This is a genomic window from Streptomyces sp. NPDC006711, from assembly GCF_042869775.1.
Lineage (GTDB): Bacteria > Actinomycetota > Actinomycetes > Streptomycetales > Streptomycetaceae > Streptomyces.
In genome coordinates this window covers 176,261-190,145 of sequence record NZ_JBIAGO010000011.1, presented here as the reverse complement: position 1 = coordinate 190,145, position 13,885 = coordinate 176,261, and the positions used below count along the sequence as shown (strand labels likewise).

The window sequence follows — 13,885 nt, the reverse complement described above, 5'->3', positions numbered from 1 at the left end:
CGGACTCCCCGTCCGGTCCAGCATGGAGATCGACAGCGCAAGGGTTCGATCGACGGCTGGGCCGGGCGGGGTTCTTCACACCCGCTGGTGTCCGGCGCGAGCAGGGCCCAGCGGTTTTGACGGGCACGGGGGTTGAGAGCTGTGAACGAGACGATGGTGACGCTGGTCGGCAACGTGGCCACGCAGGTGGAGTGGCGCGAGACGCCGACCGGCGGGGCGGCGAGGCTCCGGCTCGCGGTGAGCGCGCGCCGCTTCGACCGCGAGAAGCAGTGCTGGGTGGACGGGGTGACGAGCTTCTACACGGTGTGGGCGGCGCGGACCCTCGGAAAGAATCTGACGGGCTCGGTGGCGGTCGGCGAACCCCTGCTGGTGCACGGCCGCCTGAAAGTGCGTGATGAGGAACGCGAGGACGGCTCGCGCCGGTTCTCGGCGGACGTGGACGCGGTGGCGATCGGGCACGACATGACGCGGGGCACCAGCGCGTTCCGGCGGGTGTTCAAGGGCGAGGCCGCCCCGGCCGAACGGGCCGTGCGCCAGGGGGAGCTGAGTGGGGCGGGCCCGGGCCCGGCGGCGGGCGCCTCGGGGACGGCAGGGGCGGGGGAGCCGGGTGGCGCCTTGGCGGGCGCGGTCAGCGGCGGTGCGGTCGGCAGGGGTGCGCCGGTGGTATGGGAGTCGGTTTCGGCCACAGTTTCGGACACGGTCGCGATGGGCTTCTAGACGCGCCCACTTGGGGGATCCGCAGGGGGGGGCGGTGCCTGGGCGGAGGGTCCCCGTGGAGGGTCGGCCGGTGCCGCGCCGGGGGACGGGCGGCGAGCGCCGTTGTACCGAAACTCCCCATCTGTGCCGGGGATTTGTCGACAACGTCGCTTGGCACACGTGTTCTGGGATAACGATTGCGAATCGGAATGGTTATCTGATGTCATGACCGCGAAACGTCGTCTTCCGAATCCCTAGGATTCCCGCGTACTCACGGGGCACTTGAGTCTGCCGGCGAGGCACTTCCCCCAACGCGCACCTCTGTGCACGCGCACCACATGCGAAAGAGCCTCGCCCGAAGGGGAATTCTGTGTTTTCAGCCGTTCACGGGCCTTCCGCCCGCAAGCGGGGTGCGCTGCGCCTCGCCACCGTCACAGCCGTCTCAGGTCTCGTCGCGGTCGGCGCGATAGCCGGCGCCGGCGCGGCCAGCGCGGACGGCAAGCCCGTCACCACGTCGTCCGGCGCGCACGCCACCCTGCCGAAGGCCACGGTCGCGGTGGGCGCTCCGGTGAACATCACCGACGCCCATGGCCAGGTGACGAGCCCCACCGGAGGGCTCTTCGAGCTCAAGGTCGACGGCGCGGGCGTCATCCAGACGTACTGCATCGACCTGAACAACGGCACGGTGGCCGGCTCCTCCTACAAGGAAGTCACCTGGGCGGAGTCCTCGCTCGCGGGCAAGGAGGAGGCGGCCGGAAAGATCAACTGGATCCTCCAGAACTCCTACCCGGCCAAGACCCCGGGCGAGCTCGGCGCGGGCCTCACCAAGGAGACGGCCGCCGCCGGCACCCAGGCCGCGATCTGGACGCTCTCCGACAACGCCAAGGCCGTCCCCCAGGACCCGGCCGCCGCGAAGCTGACGGCGAAGCTGCTCAAGGAGGCGGACCCGAAGGCGTACAAGGAGCCCAAGGCGTCCCTGGCCTTCGACAAGGACGCGGTCTCCGGTCTCGCCGGTGGCGAGGTCGGTCCCCTCACGGTCCACACCAACGCCTCCGCCAGCAAGGTGACCCTGGGCCTCGCGCCGGGCGCCCCGGCCGGCGTGCAGCTCACCGACAAGGGCGGCAAGGTCATCACCTCCGCCTCCGACGGCACCGAGGTCTACTTCAAGGTGCCCAAGGGCACCCCGGACGGCTCCGTCAAGGTGACCGCGACCACGCAGACCAAGGTTCCGGTCGGCCGCGCGTTCATCAGCGACGGCAAGATCAAGAGCCAGACGTTCATCCTGGCCGGCACCAGCGACGTGCCGGTGACCGCGGTCGCCATGGCCAAGTGGGGCACCGCCCCGGCCGTCACGGTCAAGAACGACTGCGTCAAGGGTGGCCTTGACATCGCCGTCAGCAACAAGGGCGACAAGCCGTTCGACGTGGTCGTGCTCGGCAAGAAGCTCGGCACGGTCCCGGCGAACTCCGCCCAGACGCTGTTCATGCCGGTCGCCGAGGACGCCACGTACTCCTTCGACCTGGCCGGCCAGCACTTCACCGGCGTCCTGGACTGCAAGACGGCCGGCAGCGGTACGCCCACGCCCGCCGCGTCCACTCCGGCGTCCAAGCCCAGCCCCGCCTCGGCCGGCGGCAGCTCGACCGGGAGCACCGGCGGCACCAACCTGGCCGAGACCGGCAGCTCCAGCTCCACCCCGATGATCGCCGGCGCGGCGGTCGCCCTGGTGCTGGTCGGTGGCGGCGCGGTGTTCTTCCTCCGCAAGAAGAAGACGGCCGGTCAGTAAGCACCTGGCGGTAACCGCACGGTGGTAGCCACTCGGCAGTGATCAGCCGGCAGTGACCATCCGGCGGCACGGCATCCGCTGACGCACGACGGCCCCGGTACGCATCGCGTACCGGGGCCGTTGCCGTGCCGGGCGCCCTTCCGCGACGTGCCGGGCGACGGTCCGTACGTGCGCGGCGACGGTTGGTGAGCGAACCACCCCTCGGGCGTGGGGGAAGGAAGCGCCAGGTCACCGGCGTGCGGGGGAACCCGTTTCCTCCCGGGGGTGGCCGTCAGGCAAGATGGGGTGTATCTGCCCACACTTCGATCTGCCGGACGGTTTCTCTTGGCTGAGTTCATCTACACCATGCGCAAGACGCGCAAGGCGCACGGCGACAAGGTGATCCTTGATGACGTCACCTTGAACTTCCTTCCCGGCGCGAAGATCGGTGTGGTCGGCCCGAACGGTGCCGGTAAGTCCACCGTTCTCAAGATCATGGCGGGCCTTGAGCAGCCCTCCAACGGCGACGCCTTCCTGTCGCCCGGCTACAGCGTCGGCATCCTCATGCAGGAGCCCCAGCTCGACGAGTCCAAGACCGTCCTTCAGAACGTCCAGGACGGCGCGGCCGAGCTCATGGGCAAGCTGACGCGCTTCAACGAGGTCGCCGAGCTCATGGCGACCGACTACTCCGACGCGCTCCTCGAAGAGATGGGCAAGCTCCAGGAGGACCTGGACCACGCCAACGCGTGGGACCTGGACGCCCAGCTCGAGCAGGCCATGGACGCGCTCGGCTGCCCGCCCGGCGACTGGCCGGTCACCAACCTCTCCGGTGGCGAGAAGCGCCGCGTGGCGCTGTGCAAGCTGCTCATCGAGGCGCCGGACCTGCTCCTGCTCGACGAGCCCACCAACCACCTCGACGCCGAGTCGGTGAACTGGCTGGAGCAGCACCTCTCCAAGTACTCCGGCGCCGTCGTCGCGGTCACCCACGACCGGTACTTCCTGAACAACGTCGCCGAGTGGATCCTGGAGCTCGACCGCGGCCGGGCCATCCCCTACGAGGGCAACTACTCGACCTACCTCGACAAGAAGGCCACCCGCCTCAAGGTCGAGGGCAAGAAGGACGAGAAGCGCGCCAAGCGCCTCAAGGAAGAGCTGGAGTGGGTGCGGTCCAACGCCAAGGGGCGTCAGACCAAGTCCAAGGCCCGCCTCGCCCGCTACGAGGAGATGGCCGCCGAAGCCGACAAGATGCGCAAGCTCGACTTCGAGGAGATCCAGATCCCGCCGGGCCCGCGTCTGGGCTCCATCGTCGTCGAGGTCAACAACCTCTCGAAGGCGTTCGGCGACAAGGTCCTCATCGACGACCTCAGCTTCACCCTGCCGCGCAACGGCATCGTGGGCGTCATCGGCCCCAACGGCGCCGGCAAGACCACGCTGTTCAAGATGATCCAGGGCCTTGAGACGCCGGACAACGGCTCCATCAAGGTCGGCGACACCGTCAAGATCAGCTACGTCGACCAGAGCCGCGCCAACATCGACCCCAAGAAGACGCTGTGGGCCGTCGTCTCCGACGAGCTCGACTACATCAACGTCGGCCAGGTCGAGATGCCTTCGCGCGCGTACGTCAGCGCCTTCGGCTTCAAGGGTCCGGACCAGCAGAAGCCCGCGGGCGTGCTCTCCGGCGGTGAGCGCAACCGCCTCAACCTGGCGCTCACGCTCAAGGAGGGCGGCAACCTGCTGCTCCTCGACGAGCCCACCAACGACCTCGACGTCGAGACGCTGTCCTCCCTGGAGAACGCGCTCCTCGAGTTCCCCGGCGCGGCCGTCGTGATCTCCCACGACCGCTGGTTCCTGGACCGAGTGGCCACCCACATCCTCGCCTACGAGGGCGACTCCAAGTGGTACTGGTTCGAGGGCAACTTCGAGTCGTACGAGAAGAACAAGGTCGAGCGCCTTGGTGCGGACGCGGCCCGCCCGCACCGCGCCACGTACAAGAAGCTCACGCGGGGCTGAGTCACGTGAGCCGTCATATCTACCGCTGCCCGTTGCGCTGGTCGGACATGGATGCCTTCGGGCACGTCAACAACGCGGTCTTCGTCCGGTACTTGGAGGAAGCCCGCATCGACTTCATGTTCCGCCTCGAGCCGGGCGACGGGTCGCCGTCGTTCCAGGGCGGGTCCGTCGTGGCCCGCCACGAGATCGACTACAAGCGGCCCCTGGTGCACCGGCACGAGCCGGTGACCATCGAGTCGTGGGTGACGAAGATCGGGGCGGCGTCGCTGACCATCGCGTACGAGATCAAGGAGCCCGAGGAGGGTGGACAGGTGTATGTCACCGCGTCCACCGTCGTCGTGCCCTTCGATCTCGCGGCGGGGCGTCCTCGGCGGATCACGGCCGAGGAGAAGTCCTTCCTGATGGAGTACCTGGACGACGGGTCGTCCGCAGAGGGTTCGGCGGGTGGTTCGGCCGGTGGCTCGTCCGGCGGGGAGCGGGAGCGGGGCGTGCGCGCCGACGGCGGGCGGGAGCGGGCCGCGGCATGAACGCCGTGCTCCGGTTCGACGACACGAGGGAGGTGGCGGATCTCGCCGCCTTCCTCGGCCGGCTGATCCACTACGACCGGGCCGCCGCGGTCCGTCTCCAGGCGGGCGGCGGGGCGTTGGCCGTCTTCGGGCGGCCGCCGTCCTTCGAGGTGCTGGCGATCCGCACGGCCCGGCTCATGGACGACGCGCTCGTGCTCGACGTGACCGTCGCGGCGGGTGAACTCCTGGAATCGCTGGACGAGGCGGAGTGCTCCGCGCGCGTTCCCTCGGCCGTCACCGGGCCGCCGTGGGCCGGGGTGCTCCCGCCGCGCGGTGGCTGGCAGCCGGTGCCGGGCCTGCCGGAACCGGAACGGATGCGGGGGGCGGTCGCGGCCGCCGTCGCCGAGTTCCGGGCCAGGGATGAGGCGTTGCCCGAGCAGCGGCGTACGCGGGCGGAGCGTGAGCTGATCGGGCGCGAGATCTGGTCGCGCACCCTTGGCTCGACCGAGCTGCCGTTGCGGGCCGTGCATGCGGCCCAGTCCCTCGGTTTTTTGCGGCCGGTCCGTGCGCTGGCCTCGGCGGGGGCGCCGGTGGCTCCCGACCCGGTGACCCTGTTCGTCTCGGGTCCGTGGCTGCGGCTGCGCACCCCGTACGGGTCGGTCGCGCTGCGGCGGGCGGGGCTGGGCGGCCTGACCGTGACCCCGGTGTAACGCGCGCCAAGCCCCCCAAACCCTGGGGCTCCGCCCCAGACCCCGTTCGGCCTGAACGGCCTCGTCCTCAATCGCCGGACGGGCTAGGTATGTGCACATGGGCCAGCACAAGCCCCGCCAGGGGCGCGGGGAACTGCGCATGCCGGGGTGAAGCCCGCATGCGGGCCCGCACCGAGTGCTCAAGGGGCGCGGGGAACTGCGCGCTCAGCCCCGCACGACCCGCACGCGAGAACCGGGCCTCCTGGGGCTCCGCCCCAAACCCCGGGAGGCCCCTCCCCGCCCCTTCCCTAAACCCTCCGGGGGCGAAAGAAAAACCCTGGGGCTCCGCCCCAGACCCCGTTCGCGCTGAACGCGCTCGTCCTCAAACGCCGGACGGGCTGAGGTTGCCTGTATGGGCCGGCATGAGCCCTGCCCCAAGGCACCCCACGTGGGCCAGCATGAGCCCCGCCCCAAGGCAGCCCACGTGGGCCGGCACGAGCCCCGCCCCAAGGCACCCCACGTGGGCCAGCATGAGCCCTGCACCAGGACCGCCCACGCTGGCCCGCACGCACCCCGCCAGGGGCGCGGGAACTGCGCGACCAGGCGCCCGCGGTCCGCAGCCGGGCTGGGGGACAAGTTCCACCCGCGCGCAAACCCCTCAGCGTTCGTCCGGCCAGATCTGGATGTGGTCCGGCTCCAGTTCCAGGGCCACTCGGTGTTCCATGGCCAGGGCGCGGGTGTACTCCGCCGGGAGTTGCAGGCGGCCCGCGCGGTCGAGCATCGCGTATTCGCGGGCCACCAGGGACTCCTCGCCCGTCGCCGCGTCCACCTGGGTGCGGCGCAGGACCTCCGTCGAGGTGCGGCCGTCGCGGATGGCGACCGTGCGGCGGACCTCGCTCGCCACCGTCTGGTCGTGGGTGACGATCACGATCGTCGTGCCCAGCTCCTCGTTGGCCCGGCGGAACGCGGCGAAGATCTGCTCACCGGTCGCCGAGTCCAGCTCGCCCGTCGGCTCGTCGGCCAGCAGGACGGAGGGGCCGTTGGCCAGCGCCACCGCGATCGCCACGCGCTGCTGCTCGCCGCCCGACATCTGGTGCGGCCTGCGGTCGCGGCAGTGGGCGACCTCCAGCATGGTCAGAAGGGAGTCGGCCCGTTCGGCCTTCTTCCGCTTGGCGAGCGCGCCGCGCAACTGCGTCGGCAGGGCCACGTTCTGCACGGCCGTCAGGTAGGGCAGCAGGTTGCGGGCGGTCTGCTGCCACACGAAGCCCACCACCTCGCGCCGGTAGCCGAGCCGGGCCCGGGCGTCCATCGCGAGCAGGTCGCGCCCGGCCACCCTGGCCGCGCCGGCCGTCGGCACGTCGAGCCCCGCCAGAATGTTCATCAGCGTCGACTTGCCGCTGCCCGACGCCCCCACCAGAGCCATCAACTCGCCCTCGGCGACCAGGAGATCGAGCCCCTGGAGGGCCTGCACCTCCACGCCGTCGGTGGTGAAGACGCGGACCAGCCGGTCGCAGGCGATGAGCGCGTCGTGGCCGTACGCCGGCCGGTCGCGGTGGGCCGTGGCCCTGCGCTCCAGATCTTCGAGCGATGTGGCCGATGTGGCCGGTGCGGCCGATGTCGTCATCGTGCGTCTCCTGCCCTGAGTTCGGTGATGGATCCACGCCGCCCGCTCCACCAGGCCTGCGCCGCCGCCACGCCCGCCGCTAGCAGCAGGACGCACACGGCGGGCAGCACCAACGACACCGGATCCGCGCGCAGTTCGGCGCCGACCGGCGCCAGGCCGCTCGTGGTGGCGAGGGCCAGGCCCGCGAGGTCGATGCCCGGCGCGAGGAGCGCGATCGAGGCCCAGCCGGTGAGCGCGCCGCCCGCCGCCGCGAGGAACGCCGCAGGCAGCGATTCCAGGACGAGGAGCGCGCGGCCCTGGCGGCGGGTCAGGCCCATGGTGCGCAGCCGGGCGAGCAGCGCGGAGCGCTCGGGCGCGCCGCGCAGGAGCGAGAGGAGCAGGGCGAGGACGGCGAAGCCCGCGCCCGCCGCGACGGCCACGCCGTAGACGCGGCCCGCGCCCTTCTGCAACGGGGAGTCGGTGAACGCCTCCCGCGCCTGCGAGCGCAGCCGTACGGTGGCGCCGCCGTGCTCGGCCGTCGCCCGGAGCGCCTTGGCGTCGAGGGAGCTTCCGCCGACGAGGAGCGCTGTGGGGTCCTTGGCGGCGAGACCCGCCGCGTCCACCAGCAGGTACGCGGTGCCCGGCACGGCGGCCGACCACGCGTGGTCCGCGTTCACGCGCACCGTCACGTCCTTGCCGCCCACGCGCAACGCGACCGGATTCGGGCCGAGGAGCCGGGCGAGGGAGGGGGAGGCGAGGGCGGGCAGGACGGCCGTGCCGGGCTTTGCCGAGGGCGCCTTGAGCCGGGCGGCGTCCACGTCGAGCGCGGTGCCGGCGGTCAGCCGGGCGTACGCCTGGGGGTCCACGCCCGCGACGGCGGCCTTGGCGCCACCGGGCAGCTCCACCGCGTACTCGATGTGGACGGCCGCCACGCTCCGCACACCCGGCACCCCCGCCACCTCGGCGGCCAGGTCCTTCGGCAGGACCACGCCGTCGACCCGGGCGTCGGCGCCCGTCGCGTACAGCGCCGCCCGGTCGCGCGCGTCCGCCGTGCCCGCAAGGACCGAACCGCCGAACGCGGCCGTCGAAAGCGCCGTGAGCAGGGCGAGCAGGGGCAGCGCCCCACCGCCGGGGGCGCGCCCGGCGCGGGCCAGCGCGAGGAAGCCGAGGACGCCGCGCAGCCGGCCGGCCGGGCGGGCCGCCCAGCGCAGCGGCAGCGGATGCAGCCGGATCAGGACCAGCGCGGCCATCACCCCGATGAGCACCGGCGCCGCGCTGAGCAGCAGGTCCACGGAGCCGCCCGCGGTTCCCCTGCGGCGCAGCGCGAACACCGCGCCCGCCGCGAGCACCAGGAGCGTCAGCTCGGCCACCGTACGGCGCGCGGAGGCCTTCTCCCGTACCAGGTCGGCGCGTTCGGCGGCGGAACGCACCGTGCGGTGGGCGGGCGTCGCGCGCAGCGGCAGGGCCACGCAGCCGAGCACCGCGACCCCGGCCGCCGCCGCGAGCGCGGGGCCGAACCGGCCGTCGGGTACGGCGAGCAGGGCGAGCACCAGTCCCGCGCCGGCGGCCGGGACCACCACGACCGCGCTCTCCGCGCACAACCGGCCCGCGATCTGGGGCAGCGAACCGCCACGGGCCCGCAGCAGGGTCAGCTCGGCGGCGCGCCGGGTCGCGGCGAGGCCGCCCGCCATCAGGAGCACCACGGCCGCCACGGTCGCGGTGCCGAAGCCCGCCACCGCGACCACCGGTCTTACCGCGTCGCGCGCCGAGCCGTAGGCGATGAGCACCTTGTCGAGTTCGGTGAAGACGGCGGTGGAGGAGGAGAACACGGTACGTGCATCGTTGAGCGCGGGACCGGCCTGGAGGGAGGCGACGGCATCCTTCAGGTCACCCAGGCCCCGGGCGTTCAACGGGGCTGATTCCGGGGCGAGTTGGGCGTACATCTCGGGCTTGCCGCCGGTGGCGAGCAGCGCGGGTGCGGCGTTGGGCGCGAGCAGCAGCGCGCCGTGCCAGTACTTGGGCGGCTCGGGCGCCGCGGACGGCACGCTTTCGAGCTGGGGGGTGCGCAGGACCGGCTGGACCGACCAGTAGCCGCCGCCCGGCTCCAGCGGCCGTACGATGCCGGTCACCGTCAGGGCCAGCGGGCCGCGCCCGACCCCGGCCACGTGCAGCACCGCGCCCGGGGTGAGGCGCAGGGCGCGCGCGGTGTCCTCGGTGACGGCGACCTCGGCGCCCGCCGACTCCTGGTCGGCCCGCCCGCCCGGCAGCCGCCCGGACACCAGACGGGCGTGGGCGGCAAGGCCGGCCTGGGCGGCCACCGTGAACCGCGCCGGAATCCCGCTGGGCCGGGGCAGGAACGGCTCGTCGGACTCCAGGCTCTGCCCGGTCCGCAGCCCGTACGCCGACTGGGCGCGGTCGATCGTGAGCGGGGCGGGCACCGTGCGCACCACCGCGTCGAAGTGCTGGCGCAGCTCGGCGGGGGAGACCATCGCCGCGCGGTCCGGCGCGGTCGCGGAGAGCCCCGGCGCGCCCGCGCTGAACTGGAGGGCGGTGCGGGCCGGCGCGGCCGACGCCACCGCGTGGCGCAGCCCGTCGTTCTCGTACGTCTCCACGCCGCGCGGGAAGGCGGCCGCGAGCCACGCGGTCATCAGGACCAGGACGGCGAGCGCGGCCGCCGCCCCGGGCGCGGTCCGCAGCCGGGTGCGCACCCAGGGCGCGAGAGCTCTGCCCGCCATGTCAGTTGCCCCCTTGGCCGCGCAGTGTGACGGCGGGATCGGTACGGCGCAGCGCGATCGCCGCGACGATCAGGAGCGGCACGGCGGCCACCGCGCCGAGCAGCAACGCCACCCGTCCCGCCGGGAGTTCGACCAGGACGGCGGGCACCGGCTGAGCTGCCTGGTCGGTCAGCACGATCAGCGGCACCACCGCCCGGGTGAGGAGTTCACCGAGGCCGAATCCGGCGAGCAGCGCGAGCGCGATGAGAACGCCCTGCTCGGCGGCGATCAGCCGGGCGAGCTGGCGGCGCGGGGTGCCGAGGGCGCGCAGCACGCCGAACTCCCGGCCCCGCTCACGCAGCGATCCGGCCGCGCTCACGGTGAAGCCGACCGCCGCGAGCGCCGCCGCCACCAGGGACACGGCCGCGAGCGCGGACTGGGGGCCCGCGCCGAGCGGGTCGTCGCGCAGCTGGCGCGCGAGGTCGGCGCGGGAGACGATCCCCGCCGGGTCGGTGTCGGGCCGGTCCCTCAGCGCGGCCGCGGCCTCGGCGGCGCGGCCGGGCGCGGTGGTCAGCCACCATTCGGTGGCGGTCAGACCCGTGGCGCCGTCGTTGTGGAGCAGCGCGTTGGCGGCCCGCAGGTCCAGCAGAAGCCCGCCGCCGTCCAGGGCGGCCGGCACCTGGGGCGCGCCGGTGGCCGCCGGCGCGCCGCTGCCGGTGGTCGGCAGCTGCCCGAGGCGGGCGACGATCTTCACGCGCGCGGTGTGGCCGCCGAGCGGTACGTCGATGATCTGGCCGACCTTGCCGCCGCTGGAGGCGAGGAACCGGTCGTCGGCGACGGCCGTCGCCGGGGGCGGCGCGGAGCGGCGGGCGGTGAGGCCGAGCGTGCGGGTGAGGGGGCCCGACTCCTCGCCGTCCCAGCCGGGTTGGGACTGCTGGTCCTGGCTCGTGGTGGTCCAGCGCGCGGCGGGCGGCACGGCGACCGGCCGGTCCTGGCCGCCCGCTCCCTCGGCGCGCAGCCCTTCCAGAGCGACGCCGCCCGGACCTTCGGTGCCGGGCGGGACGGGGAGCGCCACGCTCAGGCCGGTCAGGCGCACGGGTCCGGCGGGGCGTCCCGTCGGCGGGCCCGCGGCGGCGGCCAGGTCGAGGCGCAGCCGGTGGGCCCGGCCGTCGGGGGCCAGCGTGCCGAGCGGGAAGGCGAACCGCACCCCGAACCGGTCCTCCAGGGTCGCGGTCACCGCGCCGGGGCGCCCCTCGGGGACGGCCGGGCCGGTCAGCCGCAGATCGAGGCCGATCCGCTCGGTGTCATCGGGCAGGACGGCGCCGCCCGGCGGGTCCTGTTCCGGGGTGAGCAGGGACAGCAGCTCCGGCGCCGTGCGGCCCGCCAGGTCCGGGCGCAGCAGGAAGCCGCCGGCGTCGCGGGTGTCGAGGGCGAGTACGGTGCCCGAGCGCCCGCCGCTGAGGGGCATCGACTCGCGCACGGCGGGGGCGACGGCGCTGACGCCGGGGACCGTGGCGTAGGAGCCGCCCTGGCCGAAGGGGCTGGTGGCCGAGGTGAGCACCCGGATGTCGGTGCCCGCGCTGAAGTCGGCCTGGTCGTTCTGCGAACGGTTCCAGGACGCCGACTGGCCGAGGGTGAGCAGACCCATCGCGACGGCGAGGACCAGGAGCAGCACCGGGCCCGCGCCGCGCAGCGGCCGACGGCTGAACTGCCAGCCCGCGAGCGCCATCGGCAGTCCCCGCCCGCCCGCCGCCCGCCGCTCGGCGAGCCGGGCCGCGGGCGGCAGCAGCCGCAGCACGAGGACGGTCCCGGCGAGCAGGGCCAGCGCGGGCGCCGCCACGAGCAAGGGATCGACGCCGAGTCCGCCCGAGGCGTCGGTGTCGAGCGCGCCGGAGCCGGCGGCGGAGGTCTGCCGGTCGAGCTGCCAGTAGGCCACGCCCGCGATCAGCAGGAGCCCGATGTCGGCGCCCGCGCGGACCGGCGCGGGCAGCGCGCCCGCGCGCCCGCCGCGCCGCCCGGGCCCCGCCGCGAGCGCGGGCGCCACCACCGCCGCCGCGCAGCCGAGCGCGACCAGCACGGCGACGAGCCACACCGTGGCGGTGGCCGAGGTGTCCAGGCGGAGCCCGGCCCGCGCCAGCGCGCCCTGCCCGGCGAGCAGCCGGGTCAGCGGGCCGGCCAGGAGCGGCGCGATCAGCGCGGCGGGCACCGCGAGCAGCAGCGCCTCGGCGGCGGCGAGCCAGGCGATCTGGCGCCGCGATCCGCCCCGGGCGCGCAGCAGTTCGGTCTCGCCCGAGCGCTCGGTGCTCAGCAGCCGGGCGACCAGGAGCAGCGCGTATCCGGCGAGCAGGACCAGCTGGAGGGCGACGATGAGCAGGGTCGAGCGGGACACGAGCAGGGAGCGTTCGGCCCGGTCGAGAATCGAGGGCAGAGAGGTCACCGCCGTGGCGTCGGGCCCCAACGCGCCTTGTTTCACCAGGGACTTGGGGCCTTCGGTCGCCGCCGTGCGCAGGGCGGCGATCCGGTCCGTGGTGATCGTCGAGAAGTCGGCGGTGGCGAGCCAGGCGCTCGGGCCCGCGCTGACGCGGCCGCCCTCGAACACCGAGGGGTCCGCGAGCAGGGGCCCGTAGGTGGTGAAGTCGAGCTTGCGGACGCCGCGCCCGCCGAGGTCGTCCAGGCGCCAGTACGCGTCGGACACGTCGGCGGCGCGGTAGACGCCGGTGATCCGCACGGTGATGTCCGGACCGCCGAGCCGGTCGGTGAGGGTGAGGACGGCGCCGGGGCGCACCGGGAGCCGGGCGGCGGCGGACTCGGGCAGGGCGGCCTGGATCTCGCCGCCCCGCGCGGCGGCCGGAGCGGTCGGCCAGCCGCCGGCCGTCAGGCGGACCCGCGTGCGGTCGACGGCGGCCAGGAAGGTGAGGTCGGGGTTGGCGGCGCCGGCGTTCTGCGGGGAACGGGGCAGCGCGTAGGTGCCCGACCGTGTGAACTGCCGTGTGGTGACCGGCAGATGGTCGAAGACGGCGGCCGCGCCCGCCCGTACCGCGTCCGCCGCCGCCTGCCGCTGGTCGGGGCGGACCCCGGACGTGACGGCGAGGGCGGCCGGGGCGGCGGCGCGGGTGGCGAGCGTGTGGCGCAGCGCCGCGTCGGAGACCGAGCCGGAGAACGTGGTCAGCGCCGCCAGGACCGAGGTCGTGAGCAGCACGGCGAGCAGCGCCGCCAGAAGCAGCAAGCGGTGTGCGCGGACGCGCAGCAAGACGAACCCCGGCACACGGCCCCCCTCGGGCTGTTGGCCATTCCCCCGAAATGTGTCCAGATGTTTTCAGGACGCGCGGGGTCGTGGAAACCGCTTGCTCGGTGTTCTTGCCCGATCGTGATCGGAATGCGACCACGGATGACCGAGTTCCGGTCGGAAGGGCAGTCTTCGCGGGTGCTGAGGGGCAGCCGGGGCGTCCGGTGGGCTCAGCCCTCGGAGTTGACCATCGAGGCGGCCGCGTACGTCAGATAGTTCCAGAGCGTCTGCTCGTGCTCGGGGGACAGGCCCAACTCGTCCACGGCGGCGCGCATATGACGCAGCCAGGCGTCGTGGGCGGCGCGGTCGACCGTGAACGGCGCGTGCCGCATCCGCAGCCGGGGATGGCCCCGGCCGTCGCTGTAGGTGCGCGGGCCGCCCCAGTACTGCATCAGGAACAGCGCGAGCCGTTCCTCGGCCGGGCCCAGGTCCTGCTCCGGGTACATGGGGCGCAGCAGCGGATCGTCGGCGACACCCCGGTAGAAGAGATGGACGAGCCGGCGGAAGGTCTGCTCGCCGCCGACCTGCTCGTAGAACGTCTGCTCCTGGAGCGTGCCGCGCGGAATCTCGGTCACGTTGAACACCCTCGCAATGTCATGGGGCCTGCCCCGGGACGCCG

The 13,885-nt window shown here is 73.8% G+C and carries 9 protein-coding genes; 5 read left to right on the top strand and 4 right to left on the bottom strand.

The window, feature by feature from the left end; all coding sequences use genetic code 11:
• Positions 1-141 precede the first annotated feature (141 nt).
• The 5 genes from ACFYM2_RS22560 to ACFYM2_RS22540 all read left to right on the top strand — a co-directional run bounded on the left by ACFYM2_RS22560 (position 142) and on the right by ACFYM2_RS22540 (position 5,684).
• A complete protein-coding gene (locus ACFYM2_RS22560; RefSeq protein ID WP_388838566.1) occupies positions 142-717 on the top strand; it encodes a single-stranded DNA-binding protein in 576 nt (191 codons plus the stop codon).
• A 349-nt stretch (positions 718-1,066) separates the two neighbouring features.
• Positions 1,067-2,479 carry a thioester domain-containing protein gene (locus tag ACFYM2_RS22555; RefSeq protein WP_358994940.1) on the top strand — a complete coding sequence of 471 codons (1,413 nt, stop codon included), beginning with the start codon at positions 1,067-1,069 and terminating at the stop codon, positions 2,477-2,479.
• 324 nt (positions 2,480-2,803) lie between these two features.
• Positions 2,804-4,468 (top strand): energy-dependent translational throttle protein EttA, encoded by a 1,665-nt coding sequence (ettA, locus tag ACFYM2_RS22550; RefSeq protein WP_358994938.1) that lies wholly within the window; start codon positions 2,804-2,806, stop codon positions 4,466-4,468.
• Positions 4,469-4,473: 5 nt separating this feature from the next.
• Positions 4,474-4,995, top strand: a complete 522-nt coding sequence (locus tag ACFYM2_RS22545) for an acyl-CoA thioesterase (protein WP_388838563.1) — start codon at positions 4,474-4,476, stop codon at positions 4,993-4,995.
• Positions 4,992-5,684: a hypothetical protein gene (locus tag ACFYM2_RS22540; RefSeq protein WP_388838560.1), complete on the top strand. Its 693-nt coding sequence runs from the start codon at positions 4,992-4,994 to the stop codon at positions 5,682-5,684. Before ACFYM2_RS22545 ends, ACFYM2_RS22540 begins: the two co-directional genes overlap by 4 nt.
• Positions 5,685-6,321: 637 nt before the next feature.
• Here ACFYM2_RS22540 and ACFYM2_RS22535 read toward each other — a convergent pair.
• The 4 genes from ACFYM2_RS22535 to ACFYM2_RS22520 all read right to left on the bottom strand — a co-directional run bounded on the left by ACFYM2_RS22535 (position 6,322) and on the right by ACFYM2_RS22520 (position 13,841).
• The gene (locus tag ACFYM2_RS22535) at positions 6,322-7,287 is read right to left on the bottom strand and encodes an ABC transporter ATP-binding protein (RefSeq protein ID WP_388838557.1); all 966 of its coding nucleotides are present in this window, start codon (positions 7,285-7,287) and stop codon (positions 6,322-6,324) included.
• Positions 7,284-10,001: an FtsX-like permease family protein gene (locus tag ACFYM2_RS22530; RefSeq protein ID WP_388838552.1), complete on the bottom strand. Its 2,718-nt coding sequence runs from the start codon at positions 9,999-10,001 to the stop codon at positions 7,284-7,286. The genes ACFYM2_RS22535 and ACFYM2_RS22530 overlap by 4 nt, the downstream gene beginning before the upstream one ends.
• 1 nt (position 10,002) lies before the next feature.
• Positions 10,003-13,245: an FtsX-like permease family protein gene (locus ACFYM2_RS22525; RefSeq protein WP_388838549.1), complete on the bottom strand. Its 3,243-nt coding sequence runs from the start codon at positions 13,243-13,245 to the stop codon at positions 10,003-10,005.
• 191 nt (positions 13,246-13,436) lie between these two features.
• Positions 13,437-13,841, bottom strand: coding sequence for a globin (locus ACFYM2_RS22520; RefSeq protein ID WP_358994921.1), 405 nt, complete (start codon positions 13,839-13,841; stop codon positions 13,437-13,439).
• Positions 13,842-13,885 lie beyond the last annotated feature (44 nt).

Excerpts from the sequence above, each read along its gene's own strand:
- ACFYM2_RS22540 (WP_388838560.1), top strand. The coding sequence starts at position 4,992 with ATGAACGCCGTGCTCCGGTTCGACGACACGAGGGAGGTGGCGGATCTC.
- ACFYM2_RS22535 (WP_388838557.1), bottom strand. The coding sequence starts at position 7,287 with ATGACGACATCGGCCGCACCGGCCACATCGGCCACATCGCTCGAAGAT.
- ACFYM2_RS22530 (WP_388838552.1), bottom strand. The coding sequence starts at position 10,001 with ATGGCGGGCAGAGCTCTCGCGCCCTGGGTGCGCACCCGGCTGCGGACC.